This is a genomic window from Streptomyces sp. SPB074 (assembly GCF_000154905.1).
In the GTDB taxonomy this organism is placed as follows: domain Bacteria; phylum Actinomycetota; class Actinomycetes; order Streptomycetales; family Streptomycetaceae; genus Streptomyces.
Window position 1 is genome coordinate 4961763 of record NZ_GG770539.1, and the last position, 14815, is coordinate 4976577.

Consider the following 14815-nt stretch of genomic DNA (forward strand, 5'->3'; position numbering starts at 1 on the left):
CCGCCCGCCCCGCTCACCCCCGCCCCAGCGCCCCCGCCAGCTCGCCCCGCCGCCGTATCCCCAGCTTCCGGTAGGCGTGGGTCAGATGGGTCTCCACCGTCCGCAGCGCCAGGTGCAGCTGTGTCGCGATCTCACCGTTCGTACGCCCCTCCGACGCCAGCCGGGCGATGCGGTGCTCCCGCGCCGTGAGGACCACGCCCGCGGCGCCCGCCGGGCCCGCCGGGCCCTTCGTGCCCAGCGCCGTCTCCGCCTCGGCGCGCAGCCGCACCGCCCCCGCCCGCTCCGCGCGCGCCGCCGCCTCGCGCAGCGCCGGCAGGCCCGCCGCGTCGTCACCCGCCGCGCGCAGCTGCCTGCCGTACGCCAGCAGTGCCTCGATCAGCTCCGTGCCCGCCGGGGAATCCCGCAGCAGCCCGACCGCCTCACCGATCGGCCGGGCCCGGCCCGTCACCACGCCGAGCACCCGCAGCGCCCGTCCCACCGGCCGGGGCGTGCCCCACGCCCGCGCGAGCCGCAACTCCTCCTCCGCGAGGCGGCGCGCCTCCTCCCGCTCGCCCAGCGCGAGGCGGCACAGCGCCGCCGCCGAGCGCCACGGCGTCACCACGGGCGAGACCACGGCGCGGCTCGCCTGCCTGCGCCCGCACTCCAGGAAGTCGTGCAGCGCCGCCGTCGTCGCGCCGCTCGCCGTGCGCAGCAGCCCCCGCGCGTACAGGAAGCGGTTCAGCTCCCAGGAATCGGGGGCCTCCCGCAGGTCGAAACCGGCCGCGAAGTGCCGTGCCTCGCTCGTGCGGCCCGTCTCGACCAGCGCGATGACCGCGTGCGCGTCGCCGCTCGCCGGGCCCGGTCGCCGCGAGGGCGCCGAGCGGGCCCGCGAGGCGGCGAGCACCTGGTCCCAGGCGCCGCGCGCGGCGGCGAGGTCGGCGCGGACGTTCTGGAGCGCGTGGTGCATCGGGTGCAGCACCGAGAACATGCGCCCCAGCAGCGCTCGGTCCACGAGCCGTTCGGCCTCGTCCAGTTCGTCCGCCCACTGCGCGACGGCCGCGAGCGTGCCGAGCAGGAAGGGCTCGGCGAGCGGTTCGGCGGGCTCCGCGAGCAGCGCGCGCACGCGCCGCACCGCCTCCCGCGCCGAGCAGGTCCCGGCCGTCACCTCGTGGCGCAGCAGCAGCGCCCGGCCCGCCGGGCCCACCGCCGCGGGGCTGCGCTCCGCCTCCGCGCCGAGCCACGCGTACATCTCCCCGCGCAACTCCAGGTCCCGGTCCGAGAGCTGGACGAGCGCGACGCGGGCCGCGCGCGCGGGCGCCGAGTCCGGCTCCTCGGCCGCGACGACCCGCAGCACCTGCGCGCCCGCGCGGCTCTCGCCGCGCCCGAAGAGCGCGGTGCCGAGCGCGATGGCCGCGTGCACGCGCTCGTGCGCCGGTGCGGGCAGGCGCATGGCCTCGGCCAGGTGCGGGATGCCGTCCGCCGCGCCGGAGAAGTACTCCAGGGAGCCGAGTTCGGCCAGCAGCCTGCGGCGCAGCGTGTCCGGGAGCGGTTCGCGCAGGGCGCGGCGCAGGAAGGCCGCCGCGTCCTCGGGGCGCGCCTCGTCCAGCCACGCACACGAGCCCCACCGGCCAGCACACCCGCAGCACCCCCGTCACCCGCAGCACCCCGCGGGCCCGTACCGCCGCGCGAGCGGTCGTGCCGCGCGCGCCCCGAGGAGCCCGCCGAGGCACGGCACGGCGAAGGCGAGCCCGTACTCCCACGGCGCGTAGCCCAGCCGCCCGAGCAGCAGCACGGCGAGCAGGGGCTCGGTCGCCATGATCAGCCCGTTGACCGCCAGCGTGTTGAGGAACAGGGAGCGCAGTTCCGGCTCGGAGAGCAAGTGGCGCCAGCTCGCGAGGAGTTCGGTGCCGCTCAGTGCGCCCTTCCCCCGTACCGGCTCCGGCTCCTCGTCGCCGCTCGCCCGCAGCCCGAGCGCGGAGAGCAGGTAGCTCAGCGCGTCCGCGAGCACCGTCGTCACCGGGCCGAGCACGCCGATCGCCGCGCCGCCGAGCGGGGGGCCGAGCACCGTCGCGCTCCATGTCGTCGCCTCGAAGCGGCTGTTGGCCAGGAGCAGCCCGTCCGGGGGCACGAGCCATTTCAGGTGGGCGCCGCTCGCCGCCCGGAACGCGATGTCGGCCGCCGCGGTCACGACCGACACGAGCGGCAACTGCCCGAAGGAGAGCACCCCGAAGCCGTACGCGAGAGGCACGCTCAGCAGCGCCCCGCACCGCAGGAGATCCGCCGCGACCATCACCGGCCGCTTGCGCCGGAACTCCACCCACGGCCCCAGCGGCACCGCGAGCAGCGCCCCGACCGCCCGCCCGGCCGCCGCGAGCAGCGCGACGCGCGCGGGCCCCGCGTCGAGCACCAGCACCGCGAGCACGGGGAACGCCCCGAACCCGGTCCCGTACGCGCTCACCGCGTACGCCCCCCACAGCCACCCGAACGACCGCCCCGGCCGGTCCCTCACCCGCGCACCACTCCCCGACAGCCTCGTCCGACCCGCCGCATCCAAGCGGGCGAAGCCGGCGGTCGGCAAACAACCACCGGGGGAGCGGGGGCAACCGGGGGTTGTGGGAGCGGGCCGGAGTCCGGGGGGTGTCGCGCCGGTCCGTTCAGAAAGGCGGCCAGGCGCGGAGCGAGGCGTCGGCCAGCTCGCGCAGTTCCTCGCGCGGGACGCCGCTCGCCGCCTGCACCGCGATGCCGTGCGCGAGGGCCGTGAGGTGGCGGGCGAGAAGGGCCGGGTCGGCCGACGCGGGCAGGTCGCCCTCCTCGGCCGCACGGCGTAAGCGGTCGCGGACGCGGGTGTACGCCTCGTCCCGCCAGTCGGCGAGGAGCGCGCGGACCGGCTCGCCGGAGCAGCTCACGGCCAGGGCGCTCTGCACGCCCAGGCAGCCGGAGGGCCGGGCGGGCAGGGTCGTGGTGCCGACCACCCCGCCGAGCACGGCGCTCGCGACGGCGTGCGCGGTCGGCTCCTCCATCGCGCGCGCGAAGTACCCTCCCGGGCCGTCGCTGTAGCGCTCCAGGACCTTGCGGAACAACTGCTCCTTGTTGCCGAAGGCCGCGCACATGCTGGTCGTGGAGATGCCCATGGCCCGGGTCAGGAGCGCGGTGCCGGCGCCCTCGTAGCCGTGTTCCCAGAAGACGAGCATGGCGCGTTCGAGCGCCTCCTCGGCGTCGAAGCCGCGCGGCCTGCCGAGAGCGCCCCCCGCTCCCGCCGCCCGCTTCGCGGCCCTCCCCGCCCCGGCCGTCCCGCCGGCACCCCTCCCGGCCGTCCCGCGGGCACCCGTCCCGGCCGTCCTCGGGGTGACGCAGCAGACGGTGTCCAAGCGCGTCGCCGCGCTGGAGGGGCACCTCGGGGTGCGGCTCTTCGCGCGCGGCGCGCGCGGGGCCTCCCTGACGGCGGACGGCGCGGCGTTCCTCCCGTACGCGCGCGACCTGCTGCGCGCCGAGACCCGCGCCCTCGACGCGGTAGGGGGCGGACGCCGCCCCCTGCGCGTCGACGTGATCGGCCGCAGGCTCGCCCCCGCCGCGCTGCTGCACGCCTTCTCGCTCGCCCACCCCGGGGTGCCGCTCGACGTCGTCACGCGGGAGAACGCCGTGCCCGGGCTGCGTGCGGGGAGTGTGGACGCGAGCTTCCGCGCCGTGCCCGCGCCGCTCGCGGGACTCGCGCACGTCCGCGTCCACGACGAGCCCCTCGAACTCGTGACGGGCCCCGCGCACCCGCTCGCCACCGCGCGCGAGGTGACCCCGGCGATGCTCGCCGGCCACCGGCTGTGGATTCCGGGCATCGTGCCCGGCACCGAGTGGGCCACGTACTACGCCGACCTCGCCGCGGCCTTCGGTCTCACGATCGTCCGCTCGGGTCCCGGCGCCGAACCCCTCCTGGAGACCCTCGCCCACGAACCCGCCCTCGCGACCCTCGTCGGCGCGGGCACCCGCCTGCACTGGCCGCCGGGACTCGGTCTGCGCCGCCTCGCGCTCACGTCCCCGGCCCCCGTCTACCCGCACGCCCTCCTGTGGCGCCGCGCCGACCCGCACCCCGCCCTCGCCGTGCTGCGGGAGTGGCTGGTGGAGCGGGGGCGGGAGTGTGGCGGAGGCGAGGGCCGGAGTGGGGGCGGGGGTGCGGGCTCGGGCTCGGGCGAGACGTGGGCGCCCGGCTGGGCCTGAGGGACTTGGTCAGGGGGGCTGAGCGGGGAGCGGGAACCGGAAGGGCGCGCTTTCCCGCCGCCGGTGGAGCGCCCGTCGGGGCGGGGCGCTGTTCCCGCGCCGCCCGCCCCCTCCCGTCCCCCCGCTTCCCCTCAGCCGATCCCTACGTCCGTGCTGCGGGACCGGATCGCGTCGAGTGCCGTCATCGCCGTCCCGTCCAGGGCGAGGGAGCCCGCCGCCGTGTTCTCCTCCAGGTGGGCGGCGCTCGCCGTGCCGGGGATCAGCAGGGTGTCCGCGTAGTGGAGCAGGAGCCAGGCGAGGCCGACCTGCGAGACCGTGGCGCCCAGCTCCTCGGCGATCCGCAGCGCCGCGGCCTCGCCGGAGACCTTCGGGAGGCCGGGGAAGGCGCCGCCGAGCGGGAAATACGGGACCCACGCGATGCCCTCGGCCGCGCACAGCGCGAGCACGTCCTCGTCGTCCCTGCCGACCAGGCTGTACGCGTTCTGCACGCACACGATCCCGGCGGGCAGCGCCCGGCGCAGGATGCCGGCCGTCACGCCGCTCATGCCGATCGCGCCGATCTTGCCCTCGTCGCGCAACGCCGTCATGACCGCGAGCTGGTCGTCCAGCGGCACGACCTGCTCGCCCTCGGCGCGCAGGCCCGGGCCCGAGTCGGCGCGGCGGAGGTTGACGACGTCGAGACGTTCGCGGCCGAGCGAGCGCAGGTTGTCCTCCACGCTCGCGCGCAGTTCCGCGGGCCGCTGCGCGAGCCGGAGCGGGAGCGGCCCGCCGGGGTCGGGGGTGGCGCCGACCTTGCTCACGACCACGACGTCCTCGGAGTCGCCGAACGCCTCGCGGATCACCTCGTTGACGAAGCCGAAGCCGTAGAACTGCGCGGTGTCGATGTGGTTCACGCCCAGTTCGCGGGCGCGGCGCAGGAGTGCGACGGCGGCGGGGCGGTCCTCGCGGAGCCGTTCGAGCTGCATCGCGCCGTAGCCGACCCGGGCGACGGTGTGCGTGCCGAGCGCGGCGGTGCCGCCGGGGGCGGGGGAGTGCGGGGTCATGGGGGTCCTTGTGCGCGTGGGTGCGGAGTGGGCGGGCGTGGGACCATGAGGTGAAACGGAGGTCCCTCCGCTCTTACCGAACGACCGTAGCACTCTTATCGGAGGTGCCTCCGTTTTGGCCGCCGCTCCCTCCCCCCGCGTCCCCGCGTCCGGCTCGTCCCGCACCCCCGGGTCCGGCTCCGCCGCCCCCGGAGCGTCCCGCGCCCCCCGCGCCGACGCCCTGCGCAACCGGGGGAAGCTGATCGACGCCGCGCGGCGCGCCTACGCGGTCGCCAGCGAGGGCGGCCCCGAGGCCACCCTCGAAGGGATCGCCAAGGCGGCGGGCGTCGGCATCGGCACGCTCTACCGGCACTTCCCCGACCGCGAGGCGCTCGTGGAGGCGGTGTACGCGGCCGAGCTCGACGCGATCGTGGCGGCGGCCACCGGGCTCGCCGCGAGCGAGCCGCCGGAGCGGGCGCTGCGGGCCTGGTTCGGGCGGTACGGGGAGTTCGTCGCGGCCAAACGCGGCATGGCCGACACCCTGCGCTCCGCGTTCGACGCGGGCCGGCTCACGCCCTCCACGACCCGTACCCGGGTCACCGAGGCGGTCGGTGTGCTCCTGGAGTCGGGGACACGGGCGGGCGTCCTGCGCCCGGACGTCCGCGCGGACGACGTGACGGCCCTCCTCCTCGGCGTGTTCCTCTCGGCGGGCCCCCGCGGCGAGCAGACCCCCCGCCTGCTGGACCTCCTGGTGGACGCCCTGCGCCCGCGCGCCCAGGCACGGCCGGCGCACGAAGCGCCGGGGGAGCGCGGTCCGGTGGGCGAGCCCGGCGGACCGGGAGACCCGGCCCCGCCGGCGGTTGAGGCGTGGGGCGCCGGGGCGGGGCGCCGGGGCACCGCCGGGCCGGGCGGGGGTCATGCGCGACAATGGGGCGCATGAGTCTGTTCCGCGACGACGGCATCGTGCTGCGCACCCAGAAGCTCGGTGAGGCGGACCGGATCATCACCCTCCTCACGCGCGGGCAGGGCCGGGTGCGGGCCGTGGCGCGCGGGGTGCGGCGGACGAAGTCGAAGTTCGGGGCCCGGCTGGAGCCGTTCTCGCACGTCGACGTGCAGTTCTTCGCGCGCGGCAGCGAGCTGATCGGGCGGGGCCTGCCGCTGTGCACGCAGAGCGAGACGATCGCCCCGTACGGCCGCCACATCGTCACCGACTACAGCCGCTACACCGCCGGCACCGCGATGCTGGAGACCGCCGAGCGCTTCACGGCGAACGAGGGCGAGCCCGCGATCCAGCAGTACCTGCTCCTCGTCGGCGGCCTGCGCACCCTCGCCGAGGGCAGCCACGCCCCCGCCCTCGTCATGGACGCCTTCCTGCTCCGCTCCCTCGCCGTCAACGGCTACGCCCCGAGCTTCGGCGACTGCGCCCGCTGCGGGCTTCCCGGCCCCAACCGCTTCTTCTCCGTCTCCTCGGGGGGAGCGGTCTGCGGCGACTGCCGGGTGCCCGGTAGCGTCGTACCCTCCTCGGAGACCCTGATCCTGCTCGGCGCGCTGCTGACCGGGGACTGGGCCACCGCCGACGCCTGTGAGGCGCGGCACGCCAGGGAGGGCAGCGGGCTCGTCTCCGCCTACCTCTCCTGGCACCTGGAGCGCGGGCTGCGCTCGTTGCGCTACGTCGAGAAGCAGTAGGCAGGCAGTGGAACGACGGCGGGGCGGCGGCGAAGGCCCGCGGGGCACCTCGCCGTTCAAGTGGCACCGTCGTGAAAGATGCGGAGACAGCACCCATGGCAGTACGCGGGATTCTCGGACGCCAGCGCCGCGAGTACCGGACCCCCGATCCGCACCCCTCCGGCGCCGTCCCGCCCCAGCTCCCCGCCGAGCTGGTCCCGGGGCACGTCGCGATCGTCATGGACGGCAACGGCCGCTGGGCGAAGGAGCGCGGGCTGCCCCGCACCGAGGGCCACCGGGTCGGCGAGGGCGTCGTCATGGACGCCCTCAAGGGCTGCCTGGAGCTGGGCGTCAAGAACCTCTCGCTCTACGCCTTCTCCACGGAGAACTGGAAGCGCTCGCCCGACGAGGTCCGCTTCCTCATGAACTTCAACCGCGACGTCATCGCCCGCCGCCGCGACGAGATGGACGAACTCGGCATCCGCATCCGCTGGGCCGGCCGGATGCCGAAGCTGTGGAAGTCGGTGGTCAAGGAGCTCCAGATCGCCCAGGAGCAGACCACGGAGAACGACGCTCTCACGCTCTATTTCTGCCTCAACTACGGCGGTCGCGCCGAGATCGCCGACGCCGCGCGCCGTCTCGCCGAGGACGTCGCCACCGGGCGCCTCGACCCGTCGAAGGTCAGTGAGAAGACCGTCCAGAAGTACCTCTACTACCCGGACATGCCGGACGTGGACCTCTTCCTGCGCCCCAGCGGCGAGCAGCGCACCTCCAACTTCCTCCTCTGGCAGTCGAGTTATGCGGAGATGGTCTACCAGGACGTGCTGTGGCCCGACTTCGACCGCCGCGACCTGTGGCGTGCGTGCGTCGAGTACGCCAAGCGCGACCGCCGTTTCGGCGGCGCGGTCCCCAACGAGCAGCTGCTCGCGATGGAGGAGGGGATGCGCGGACGCGCCTGAGCGCGGACGCGGGCGGGTGGCGGGGACGCGCGACGGGGACGGGCCGCCCGCCCCGTCACGCGTCCTCGCCCCGCCTCCGCTCACCGCGTACGAAGCCTCACCCCGTACGAAGCCTCACCCCGTACGAAGCCTCACTCCGTCCGCGGCCTCACCCGCGTACGAGTCCGAACACCGTGCCGTCCGGTGCCCGCAGTACCGCGCGGCCCGCGCGTGCCGCCGGCTCGTCCTCGACGAGCAGGGTCGCGCCGCCGGCGAGCGCCGCGGCCACCGCGCGGTCGAGGTCGCCCGCGAGGAAGTCGGGCTGCCAGCGCGGACGGGGCCGCCTGGCGCCGGTACGCAGCGGGGACACCGAGAGCAGCGGGCGGGTGCCGCGCAGCAGGAGCGTCGCGTCGGGCGGGGCCGGGAGGGCCTTCGCCTCCAGGACGCGGGTGTGGAAGGCGAGCGCGTCGGCCGGGTCCGGGGTGAGCAGTCGGTAGCGGTCCGCCTCGGTGATCCGCGCCCCCGTCGCCGGCTGCCACAGCGTGATGCCGAGGCCCTGGCGGTCGGCGCCGAGGACGCCCCGGCCTCCTTCGAGCGGTAGCGGGCCCACCTCGACCGTGCCGCACAGCGCGCGCACCCGCTCGGCCGCGGCCCGCACGTCGGGGACCGTGAGGCACGGGGACCACACGCCGGGCCCGCTGCCGGTGTGGGAGCGGCCCACGACGAGGACCTGGGCGCCCCGCGCGTCGAGGCCGCGCCACAGGCCGCCGGGGCCGCCGCCCGGCTCGAAGCGGAGACCGAGGACCTTCGCGTAGAAGGCGCGGGCCCGCTCGGGGGCGGGCGACTGGAGGGCGGCCCACCCGGCGGCGGAACGCGCGGGAGTGCTCGCGCGGGCGGGGCGGGGGAGCGCGCCCGTCACAGGGGTGGTGACGCTGTCTGTCAAGGAGACCTCCGGGGTGACCGGACTTGTGGTGATCCCCCGCCTACCCGCCGTGAGGCGCCTCAATCATGTGAATTGCCCAACAGGCGGGCGCGCGACCGCTCTTCCCCGTGCGCACCCGACCGCTTCCGCCCGGGCAGGCCCCGGCGTGTCCCGGGGCGGGAGTCACCCTTGCGCGTCGGCGCGGCAGTCACCGCACGTCCCGAAGATCTCCACCGTATGGGCGACCTCCACGAAGCCGTGCTGGGCCGCCACCGTCGCCGCCCACTCCTCGACGGCCGCGCCCTCGATCTCCACGGCCTTGCCGCAGGAGCGGCACACGAGGTGGTGGTGGTGCTCCTCGGTGGCGCACCTGCGGTAGACCGCCTCGCCCTCCGCGTTGCGCAGGACATCGACCTCCCCCGCGTCGGCGAGGGACTGGAGCGTGCGGTAGACCGTGGTCAGGCCGACCGAGTCGCCCCGGTGCTTGAGCATGTCGTGCAGGTCCTGGGCGCTGCGGAACTCCTCGACCTCGGAGAGGGCCGAGGCCACGGCGGCGCGCTGCCGGGTCGAACGCCCCCGTACCGGGGGTCCAGCGGTGGTCACCGGTTGCCTCCTCACGTCTGCTGGCTGGTCATTGTGCCAGGCGCGGCGGTGCCGGGGCCGCCGCCGGCGCCCGCGACGGCCTCCCGCGGCCGTGCGTCCGCGCCCGGCTCCAGGGGGCATCCGGCCGGGTCGGCGGCGGCTTTCGCCCTGGCCCGGTGGCGGGCGAGCGGGGCCGCGAGGAGCGAGAGCGCGACGAAGACGGCGATCGCGAGCAGCACGATCGTGCCGCCGGGCGGGAGGTCCTGGTAGTACGAGAGCGTCGTGCCGCCGAGCGTCGTGAGGACGCCGATCGCGACGGCGCCCGCGAAGGTGAGCGCGAAGCTGCGGGTGAGCTGCTGGGCCGCGGCGACCGGGATCACCATGAGCGCGCTCACCAGGAGCAGCCCGACGATCCGCATCGCGACGGTGACGGTCGCGGCGGCCGTGACCGCGACGAGCAGGTTGAGCAGCCGCACGGGCAGCCCCGTCACGCGCGCGTACTCCTCGTCCTGGCTCACGGCGAAGAGCTGCCGCCGCAGCCCCACCGTGACGAGCACGACGAAGGCGGCGAGCACGCACACCGCGACGACGTCGCTCGGCGAGACCGTCGAGAGCGAGCCGAAGAGGTACGAGGTGAGGTTGGCGTTCGAGCCGGCCGGGGCGAGGTTCGTCAGCACGACGCCGCCCGCCATGCCCCCGTAGAAGAGCATCGCGAGGGCCACGTCGCCGCGGGTGCGCCCGTACCAGCGGATGAGTTCCATCACGATCGCGCCGCCGACCGAGACGGCCGCGGCCGTCCACAGCGGCGAGGCCGAGAGCAGGAAGCCGAGGCCGACGCCGGTGAGCGCCACGTGCCCGATGCCGTCGCCCATGAGGGCCTGGCGGCGCTGCACGAGGTAGATGCCGATGGCGGGCGCGGTGATGCCGACGAGCACGGCCGCGAGCAGCGCGCGCTGCATGATGACGGACTGGAGCATGTCCATGGGTTCGCTGTGCCTTCCTCGCCGCTCAGCCGAGCAGCCCGCCGCGGGCCGGTTCGGCCGCGCCGGAGTGGGGGTGGACGTGGTCGTGGCCGGGCAGGGCGTGCTGGCCCACGGCGTGCGGCGGCGGGCCGTCGTGGCGCACGCAGCCGTCGCGCAGGACGATCGCGCGGTCGATGAGCGGTTCGAGCGGCCCCAGCTCGTGGAGCACGAGGAGCACGCTCGTGCCGCGCTCGACCTGGGCGGCGAGCGTACGGGCCAGGACCTGCTGGCTCTCCAGGTCCACGCCCGCCATCGGCTCGTCCATCAGGAGCAGTTCCGGCTCGGAGGCGAGCGCGCGGGCGATCAGGACGCGCTGGTGCTGGCCCCCGGAGAGGGCCTCGACGGGGTCCTTGGCGCGGTCCGCCAGGCCCACCTCGTCGAGTGCCGCGCGTATCGCGGCGCGGTCGGCGCGGCCCAGGAAGCCGAGCCTCGCGCGCGAGAGGCGCCCCGAGGCGACGACCTCGGAGACGGTCGCGGGGACCCCTCCGGCGGCGGTCGTGCGCTGCGGTACGTAGCCGACGCGCGCCCAGTCGCGGAAGCGCCGCAGCGGCGTCCCGAAGAGCTCGACGCCGCCCGCGGTGACCGGGACCTGCCCGATCGCGGTCCGCACGGCCGTGGACTTGCCCGAGCCGTTGGCGCCGAGCAGCGTCACGACCTCGCCGCGCCGCACCCGCACGTCGATCCCGTGCAGGACGGGGCGGGCGCCGAGCCGCGCGGAGACCGCGCGCAGCGCGAGGACCGTCTCGCGGCCCTCGCCGGGGTCCGTGCCGTCGTCCGCGCCGGAGCGGGGTTCGGGAATCATGGGCGCGCCTCCTGGGGGCGGGGTGGGGGTGCGGTGGGGCGGAGCGAGGTTACGGGGCGTGGCGGGCGCGGGGGCGCCGGGGGTGTACGGGGAGCTGCCCGGCGCCGTACGGCCGCTCAGGAGGCGCCCAGCGCCTTCTGGAGCGCCGTGAGGTTCGCGCGCATGACCTCGATGTAGTCGTCGCCGCGCGACTTGTCGGTGATGCCCTCCAGCGGGTCGAGGACATCGGTCCTGAGGCCCGAGTCGCCCGCGACCGTCTTCGCGGTGCGGTCGGAGACGAGCGTCTCGTAGAAGACGGTCGTGACGTGGTCGGCCTTCGCGATCTCGCGCAGGTCCTTCATGCGGGCCAGGCTCGGCTCGCTCTCGGGGTTGAGGCCCGCGATGGCCTCCTCGGTGAGGCCGTAGCGCTCGGCGAGGTAGCCGAAGGCGGCGTGCGTCGTGAGGAAGACCTTGGTCCTGGTGTGCTCAAGGCCCTCGCGGTAGTCGGCGTCGAGCCGGTCCAGCCTGCCGACGAGGGCCTTCGTGTTCTTCGCGTACGTGTCCGCGTGGTCCGGGTCGGCCTGCTCCAGCTCCTTGCCCACGCCCCTCGCGAGCTGCGCGTAGCGGACCGGGTCGAGCCACACGTGGGGGTCCTCGCCCGCCCCGTCGCCGTGCGCGTGGGCCTCGTCGTGCTCCTCGGCGTGCCCGCCGGCCTCCGTGCCGTGCTGCTCCAGCGTCGTGAGCGAGGCCGCGTCGAGCTTGTGCCGCACGGCGGACTGCGCGGCCACGTCGTCCACGGAGGGCTGGAGGCCCTTGAGGTAGAGCAGGACGCCGGAGTCCTCGATCGCGACGGTCTGCCGGGCGCTGATCTCCAGGTCGTGCGGCTCCTGCCCCGGCTTCGTCAGGGTGTCCACGTCCACGTGACTCCCGCCGATCTCCTCGGCGAGGTACGTGAGCGGGTAGAACGCGGAGGTGATCCTGAGCTTCCCGTCTTCGCCCGTACCGGATGCGGTGGAGGAGCAGGCGGCGAGGACGCCCGCGCCGAGGAGGGCGGCGAGGGAGCCGGCGGCGGCGCGGAGGGATATGCGGGGGCGGCGGCGGGAGCTGGACTTCATGACAGTCATTTTCAACAAAATTGGAAACGATTGTCAATTACGTGCGGAGTGGGCATCCGGACGCACTCCGTGACGACCCCCGCGCGCCGTCCTTTGGGCCCGCCGTCCCCACCCGGCGCACCGGCCCGGAACCCCCTGCCGGGGAACCGATTTGATCCGGGGTACGGGGCCGCCGGTAACCTGAGGTATTCGCTGGGCAGTGGCGGGCTCGCCGGGCCCAGAAGACCGCTTCGTCGTCGTAATGAAGAGAGCACCGTGGCCGCCGACAAGATCGACACCATCGTCAGCCTGAGCAAGCGCCGTGGCTTCGTCTACCCGAGCAGCGAGATCTACGGCGGCCAGCGCGCCGCCTGGGACTACGGGCCCCTGGGTGTCGAACTGAAGGAGAACATCAAGCGCAACTGGTGGCGCTACATGGTCACCTCGCGCGACGACGTGGTGGGCCTCGACTCCTCCGTCATCCTCGCGACCGAGGTCTGGGTGGCCTCCGGCCACGTCGCGACCTTCAGCGACCCGCTCACCGAGTGCACCTCCTGCCACAAGCGCTACCGCGCCGACCACCTGGAGGAGGCGTACGAGGAGAAGCACGGCCACCTCCCGACCGGCGGCCTCGCCGACCTCAACTGCCCCAACTGCGGCAACAAGGGCACCTTCACCGAGCCCAAGCAGTTCTCCGGCCTCCTGGAGACGCACCTCGGCCCGACCCAGGACACCGGCTCGGTCGCCTACCTGCGCCCCGAGACCGCGCAGGGCATCTTCACCAACTTCGCCCAGGTCAAGCTCACCTCGCGCCGCAAGCCGCCCTTCGGCATCGCGCAGATGGGCAAGTCCTTCCGCAACGAGATCACGCCCGGCAACTTCATCTTCCGCACCCGCGAGTTCGAGCAGATGGAGATGGAGTTCTTCGTCAAGCCGGGCGAGGACGAGAAGTGGCAGGAGTACTGGATGGAGCAGCGCTGGAACTGGTACACCGGCCTCGGCCTGCGCGAGGAGAACATGCGCTGGTTCGAGCACCCGAAGGAGAAGCTCTCCCACTACTCCAAGCGCACCGCCGACATCGAGTACCGCTTCCAGTTCGGCGGCTCCGAGTGGGGTGAGCTGGAGGGTGTCGCCAACCGCACGGACTACGACCTCTCCGCGCACGCCAAGGCGAGCGGCCAGGACCTCTCCTACCGCGACCAGGAGGCCGGCGAGAACTGGACGCCGTACGTCATCGAGCCCGCCGCCGGTGTCGGCCGCACGATGCTCGCCTTCATGCTCGACGCGTACGCCGAGGACGAGGCGCCCAACGCCAAGGGCAAGCTGGAGAAGCGCGTCGTCATGCGCCTCGACCCGCGCCTGGCCCCCGTCAAGGCCGCCGTGCTCCCGCTCTCGCGCAACCCGGAGCTGTCCCCGAAGGCCAAGAGCCTCGCGGCCGCGCTGCGCCAGCACTGGAACATCGACTTCGACGACGCGGGCGCCATCGGCCGCCGCTACCGCCGCCAGGACGAGATCGGCACGCCGTTCTGCGTGACCGTCGACTTCGACACGCTCGACGACAACGCCGTCACCGTGCGTGAGCGCGACACGATGAAGCAGGAGCGGGTCTCGCTCGACCAGATCGAGGGCTACCTCTCCTCGCGCCTCATCGGCTGCTGAGCCACCGCCGCCCGGGCCGTCCGCCCCCGCCCACGCGGGAGCGGGCGGCCCGGCGCCGTGCGCGCCACCCACCGGAAGGACGACCGTGCCGGCCGACCCGCCGCCCCTCACGCCCGACTGCGGCTCCTGCGCCGGGCTCTGCTGCGTCGCGCTGCCCTTCGCGAAGTCCGCCGACTTCGCCGCGAGCAAACCCGCGGGCACCCCCTGCGCGCACCTCGCCGACGACTTCCGCTGCGCGATCCACACGCGCCTGCGCCCCTCCGGCTGGACCGGCTGCACCGTCTTCGACTGCCACGGCGCCGGCCAGCACCTCACCCAGCACACCTTCGGCGGGCGCGACTGGCGCGCCCACCCGGAACTGCGCGCCCCGATGTTCCGCGCCTTCCCCGTCCTCCTCCACCTCCACGAACTGCTCCGCTACCTCACGGAGGCGGCCGGACGGGCACCGGAGGACCTGCGCGAGGAGACGGAGGCCGCCCGCGCCCGGGTGGCCGCCCTGACCGCGTACGGCCCCGAGGAGCTGCCCGGTATCGACGTGGACGCCGAACGCGCCCGCGCCAACCCCCTCCTGACCCGCGTGAGCGAAGCGGTCCGCGCGGCCCTCCCCGGCCCCCGCGCGAACCACCGCGGCGCCGTCCTCCTCGGAACCCGCCTGCGCGGCGCGGACCTCCGCGCGGCGAACCTGCGCGGGGCCCGCCTCGTCGGCGCGGACCTGCGCGGCGCGGACCTGCGCGGAGCGGACGTGACGGGGACGGACCTCCGGGGCGCGGACCTGCGCGGGGCGGACGCGCGGGGCGCGCTGTTCCTGCTGCCGTCGCAGCTGAAGGCCGCGCGGACGGACGACGCCACGCGGGCGGGCGTCCCCCGCGACCGAGGACGCCACGCGGGCGGACCCTCCCGCGACTGAGGACGCCACGCGGGCCCCGCCGTGCTGCTTCCCCT

General features: G+C 75.2%; 13 protein-coding genes and 2 pseudogenes. 6 read left to right on the forward strand and 9 right to left on the reverse strand.

What is annotated here, in order from left to right:
* Positions 1–13 precede the first annotated feature (13 nt).
* The 3 genes and pseudogenes from SSBG_RS20825 to SSBG_RS20835 form a co-directional block, all read right to left on the reverse strand.
* Positions 14–1429, reverse strand: a complete 1416-nt coding sequence (locus SSBG_RS20825) for a helix-turn-helix transcriptional regulator (protein ID WP_324603576.1) — start codon at positions 1427–1429, stop codon at positions 14–16.
* A gap of 157 nt (positions 1430–1586) precedes the next feature.
* Positions 1587–2455: pseudogene (locus tag SSBG_RS20830) on the reverse strand (MFS transporter); the annotation flags it as partial.
* Positions 2456–2633: 178 nt separating this feature from the next.
* Positions 2634–3347, reverse strand: a complete 714-nt coding sequence (locus SSBG_RS20835) for a TetR/AcrR family transcriptional regulator (RefSeq protein WP_008748046.1) — start codon at positions 3345–3347, stop codon at positions 2634–2636.
* Here SSBG_RS20835 and SSBG_RS20840 point away from each other — a divergent pair.
* Positions 3313–4188: pseudogene (locus tag SSBG_RS20840) on the forward strand (LysR family transcriptional regulator); the annotation flags it as partial. The gene SSBG_RS20835 and the pseudogene SSBG_RS20840 sit on opposite strands and share 35 nt — an antisense overlap.
* 131 nt (positions 4189–4319) lie before the next feature.
* Here the strand turns inward: SSBG_RS20840 and SSBG_RS20845 are convergent.
* A complete protein-coding gene (locus SSBG_RS20845) occupies positions 4320–5231 on the reverse strand; it encodes an aldo/keto reductase (RefSeq protein ID WP_008748048.1) in 912 nt (303 codons plus the stop codon).
* Between the two features lie 115 nt (positions 5232–5346).
* On the opposite strand from SSBG_RS20845, the gene SSBG_RS20850 reads away from it, so the two are divergent.
* The 3 genes from SSBG_RS20850 (at position 5347) to SSBG_RS20860 (ending at position 7834) form a co-directional block, all read left to right on the forward strand.
* Complete coding sequence (locus tag SSBG_RS20850; RefSeq protein WP_420790322.1) at positions 5347–6150, forward strand: TetR/AcrR family transcriptional regulator; 804 nt, start codon at positions 5347–5349, stop codon at positions 6148–6150.
* Positions 6147–6896, forward strand: coding sequence for a DNA repair protein RecO (gene recO, locus SSBG_RS20855; RefSeq protein ID WP_008748050.1), 750 nt, complete (start codon positions 6147–6149; stop codon positions 6894–6896). Before SSBG_RS20850 ends, recO begins: the two co-directional genes overlap by 4 nt.
* A gap of 95 nt (positions 6897–6991) precedes the next feature.
* On the forward strand, positions 6992–7834 hold the full coding sequence (locus SSBG_RS20860) for an isoprenyl transferase (RefSeq protein ID WP_008748051.1): 843 nt from the start codon (positions 6992–6994) through the stop codon (positions 7832–7834).
* 148 nt (positions 7835–7982) lie between these two features.
* Here SSBG_RS20860 and SSBG_RS20865 read toward each other — a convergent pair whose 3' ends face one another.
* The 5 genes from SSBG_RS20865 to SSBG_RS20885 form a co-directional block, all read right to left on the reverse strand.
* The gene (locus SSBG_RS20865) at positions 7983–8756 is read right to left on the reverse strand and encodes a VOC family protein (RefSeq protein ID WP_008748052.1); all 774 of its coding nucleotides are present in this window, start codon (positions 8754–8756) and stop codon (positions 7983–7985) included.
* 162 nt (positions 8757–8918) lie between these two features.
* Positions 8919–9338, reverse strand: a complete 420-nt coding sequence (locus tag SSBG_RS20870) for a Fur family transcriptional regulator (RefSeq protein ID WP_008748053.1) — start codon at positions 9336–9338, stop codon at positions 8919–8921.
* Between the two features lie 11 nt (positions 9339–9349).
* Positions 9350–10300, reverse strand: a complete 951-nt coding sequence (locus SSBG_RS20875) for a metal ABC transporter permease (RefSeq protein WP_008748054.1) — start codon at positions 10298–10300, stop codon at positions 9350–9352.
* Between the two features lie 25 nt (positions 10301–10325).
* A complete protein-coding gene (locus SSBG_RS20880; RefSeq protein ID WP_008748055.1) occupies positions 10326–11141 on the reverse strand; it encodes a metal ABC transporter ATP-binding protein in 816 nt (271 codons plus the stop codon).
* A gap of 116 nt (positions 11142–11257) precedes the next feature.
* Complete coding sequence (locus tag SSBG_RS20885) at positions 11258–12235, reverse strand: metal ABC transporter substrate-binding protein (protein WP_008748056.1); 978 nt, start codon at positions 12233–12235, stop codon at positions 11258–11260.
* A 255-nt stretch (positions 12236–12490) separates the two neighbouring features.
* Here SSBG_RS20885 and SSBG_RS20890 point away from each other — a divergent pair, with 255 nt between their 5' ends.
* Complete coding sequence (locus tag SSBG_RS20890) at positions 12491–13873, forward strand: glycine--tRNA ligase (RefSeq protein WP_008748057.1); 1383 nt, start codon at positions 12491–12493, stop codon at positions 13871–13873.
* Between the two features lie 85 nt (positions 13874–13958).
* Positions 13959–14780, forward strand: a complete 822-nt coding sequence (locus SSBG_RS20895) for a pentapeptide repeat-containing protein (RefSeq protein ID WP_008748058.1) — start codon at positions 13959–13961, stop codon at positions 14778–14780.
* Positions 14781–14815 lie beyond the last annotated feature (35 nt).